The following is a 4381-nucleotide window of genomic DNA, read 5'->3' on the forward strand; positions in this document are numbered from 1 at the left end:
TCGAACGCCTGACCCTGCTGGGCGGTGCCAATCTCAATGGCACCGGCAACACCCTGGCCAACACCCTGATTGGCAATAGCGCAAGCAACCGGCTGGACGGCGGGGATGGCAATGACAACCTGCAAGGTGGTGCCGGTAACGACATGCTGCTGGGCGGCGCCGGTACCGACAGCCTGTCCGGCGGCGACGGCAACGATGTGCTCGACGGCGGCGTAGGCAATGACAGCATGGCCGGTGGTGCCGGCGATGACCTCTATCTGATCACCCAGACTGGGGATAGCGTCAGCGAGGCGTCGGGTGAGGGGACCGATACGGTCCGCGCATCCATCGCCTACACCCTCGGCGCCAACCTGGAAAACCTTGAATTGACGGGTACCGCCAACCTGGCTGGCACCGGCAACGATCTCGACAACCGCCTGACCGGCAACAGCGGTCGCAACACTCTCAACGGTGGTGTCGGCAATGACTGGTTGGCGGGGCGCCAGGGTAACGACACCTATGTCTACGGCCTGAACTTCGGCCACGACGTGATCGACAACAGCGGCGGGCTGGCTGCCGACGTCGATACGCTGCAGCTGACCGGCCTCAACCCTGTCGATGTACGTTTCCTGCGTAGCGGTAATGACTTGGTGATGCTGGTGTACAGCACGCTCGACACGCTCACCGTCAAGGGCTTCTATCTGGGGGCGGACTTTGAGATCGACCGTGTCCAGTTCGCCAATGGCACGCTGTGGAACAGGACGACCTTGCTCGCCAACGTGCAGGTGGCTGCCACCAACGGGCCGGATGTGCTCTTTGGCGGCAATGGCGACGACCTTATCCAGGCGCTGGCCGGCAACGATCAGATCCATGCGCTCGGCGGCAACGACACACTTGATGGCGGTACCGGTGACGACGCCATGTATGGCAGCACGGGAGACGACCTCTATGTGGTCGATAGCGCGGGCGACCAGGTCAACGAACTGGTGAACGAGGGCAACGACACCGTCCAGTCTTCGATCAGCTACACGCTGGGCAGCAATGTCGAGAACCTGACCCTGACCGGCTCGGGCAACCTGGACGGCACGGGCAACTCCGCTGCCAACCAGCTCCTCGGCAACGACGGCAATAACCAGCTCAGTGGCGGTGCAGGCGATGACAGCCTCGATGGAGGGGCGGGCAATGACACCTTGCATGGCGAGGATGGTAACGACTTGCTGCAGAACGGCGGCGGCGTGGACTTCCTCTGGGGCGGTGCCGGCGACGACACCTTGGTGGCCGGCAATAGCCAGACCGGCAGTGTTCTTCTGGGAGAGGCCGGCAATGACACGCTCGATGCCCGCAACCTGAGTAACACCGGTGGCTATGTCAATCTAAGCGGTGGGGCTGGCAGCGATATTTACCTGGTCGATGGAAGCGGTGACGTCACGATCAGCGATAGCAATACGCTCGGCGAACTCAACGTCGTGCAGTTCGCCGCAGGCATCAATCCTGCTGACCTTGTCTTCGTCAGGCCCGCGGACAGCATCAACCCATCCGGCAACATCCTGGTCAAGTTTGCCAATGGCCATCTTTTGTTCATTGGCAGTATGGCCGGAGCCTTCGAACTCGATACAGGGGAGGGCTCTGGCGTACAGCAGTTCCGCTTTGCCGACGGTACCGAATGGAGCCGCAAGGAAATCCTGCAGCGGGCCGGCTTTTTCTTTGGCACGAGCCAAAACGACAGTATTAGCGCAGGCGATGGCCACGACTCCCTGAATGGAGGGGCCGGTGATGATCAACTCTCCGCCGGTGCGGGCAATGATTACCTCAACGGTTGGGTTGGTAACGACATTCTGTTCGGGGGCGACGGTAACGATATATTGGACGGAAGCTTCGGCAACGATGCTGTCAACGGTGGCAATGGAGATGATCAGCTTGTTGCTGGTTTCGGCAACGACACGCTGGCCGGTGACACCGGCAACGATGTGTACCGTTATTTCCCTGGCAATGGTGCCGACACGGTGGACAACCGCAGCGCCGCCGCAGGTGATCTCGACGCCATCTCATTCGACACCAACATCCTGCCCGCGCAGGTGACCGCCAGCCGGGTCGGCGACAACCTGCTGCTGACACTCAATGCCAGCGACAGCATCACCATCCTTGACTACTTCCTCGGCGGGCCGGCGCAGGTCGACGAGATCCGCTTTGCCAATGGCACGGTCTGGTCCCCCGCGACCGTCCTCGCCATGTTCAACTCGCCACCCAGCTCGACCGACGACAGTGTGACCACCAACGAAGATACACAGCTGCTGTTGCAGGCGAGCGACTTCGGCAACTACAGCGACACCGACGGCGACCCGCTGGCCGTCGTGAAGATCACCGCACTGCCGCACGCCGGCAGCCTGCAGTATCACAACGGCAGCGCGTGGGTGGCGGTCGCCCTGGGCCAGGAAATCAGCCGGGCCGACCTGGACGCCGGCAAGCTCCAGTTCGTGCCGGCGCAGGACGCCAATGGCTCGGGTTACGCAAGCATCGGCTTCACCGTGGGCGATGGCGAAACCTTCGCGCTCTCAGGCAACACGCTGACGGTCAACGTCACCGCAGTCAACGATGCACCGACCCTGCAAACGCCTCTAACCAACCAGCTCAGCGGGTTGGGGCAATCGTTCACCTATACCTTGGCGGCCAACACTTTTGCCGATGTGGATGAAGGCGACAGCCTGGTGCTCAGCGCCACATTGGCCGGTGGCGACCCCTTGCCATCCTGGCTGAGCTTCGATGCAGCGAGTCGCACCTTCAGCGGCACACCACCGGCGGGGACGGTGGTCGGGGACATCGATATCGTCGTGATTGCCACCGACCTGGGTGGGCTTTCGGGCAGTGACGTCTTCACGTTGAGTCTGTACACCCTTCTTGGCACGCCGAACGCCGATGTGCTCAACGGCAGTGTGGTCGACGATGCGATCTATGGGCTGGCGGGCAGCGACCAGCTCTTCGGTTTTGGTGGCAACGACCTGCTTGATGGTGGCAGTGGCTATGACTATCTCTACGGAGGTCAGGGCAACGATACATTACTGGCCGGTAATGACGCTGATGGCAGCTATATCTTGGGCGAGCACGGCGACGACTCGCTGACCGGCAGTGGCGGCAGCGACTTTCTGTCTGGTGACAGTGGTGATGACACGCTTGACGGTGGCAGCGGCAACGACCAATTGTATGGTGGGATTGGCAGTGATGTGCTCCACGGCGGCGATGGCAATGACTATTTGTATGAATCCGATGGTCAGGTCGCCAGCAGCAATATCATCGATGCGGGTACGGGTGACGACACGATAGTTGTCTACCAGAGCAACGCCGGCTCTGTGACCACGGTCAGCGGCGGCAGCGGACGCGACACCTACCTCTTGGAGCCCAGTTCCATTGGCCAGCTGCTTGTCAGCGACTTCGCCGCTGGCGCCAGCGGCGACATCCTCAACATCAACAGCCTGCTGACCACCAGCAGTGGCTACAGCGGCGGCAACCCGTTCGATGCGGCGTTGGGTTACCTGCGCCTGGTGCAACAAGGCGCCGATACCCTGCTGCAATGGGACCAGAATGGCACCGCCTCTGGGGGCGCCGGCTGGAGTACCGTCATCACCCTGCAGAACACCAATGCTGCAGCGCTAACGACCGAGAACTTCACGCCGGCCGCGCCGCCGGATGGGAGTTCGGTGGGTCTGACGCTGAACGGCACGCCGAATGCTGATGTGCTCAATGGCAGTGTGGTGGCTGATGCCCTCTATGGGCTGGCGGGCAGCGACCAGCTCTTCGGTTTTGGTGGCAACGACCTGCTTGATGGTGGCAGTGGCTATGACTACCTCTACGGAGGTCAGGGCAACGATACATTACTGGCCGGTAATGACGCTGATGGCAGCTATATCTTGGGCGAGCACGGCGACGACTCGCTGACCGGCAGCGGCGGCAGCGACTTTCTGTCTGGTGACAGTGGTGATGACACGCTTGACGGTGGCAGCGGCAACGACCAATTGTATGGTGGGATTGGCAGTGATGTGCTCCACGGCGGCGATGGCAATGACTATTTGTATGAATCCGATGGTCAGGTCGCCAGCAGCAATATCATCGATGCGGGTACGGGTGACGACACGATAGTTGTCTACCAGAGCAACGCCGACTCTGTCACCACGGTCAGCGGCGGCAGCGGACGCGACGCCTACCTCTTGGAGCCCAGTTCCATTGGCCAGCTGCTTGTCAGCGACTTCGCCGCTGGCGCCAGTGGCGACATCCTCAACATCAACAGCCTGCTGACCACCAGCAGTGGCTACAGCGGCGGCAACCCGTTCGATGCGGCGTTGGGTTACCTGCGCCTGGTGCAACAAGGCGCCGATACCCTGCTGCAATGGGACCAGAATGGCACCGCCTC

At 61.6% G+C, this 4381-nt stretch carries 1 protein-coding gene; it reads left to right on the forward strand.

The genetic code is table 11. The annotated features are described in order from the left end of the window. On the forward strand, positions 1 to 4381 hold a 4381-nt coding region (locus CGA21_RS29615), incomplete at both ends, for a beta strand repeat-containing protein (protein WP_188265684.1).

It is taken from the genome of Pseudomonas sp. PSB11 (genome assembly GCF_014596605.1).
Lineage (GTDB): Bacteria > Pseudomonadota > Gammaproteobacteria > Pseudomonadales > Pseudomonadaceae > Aquipseudomonas > Aquipseudomonas umsongensis.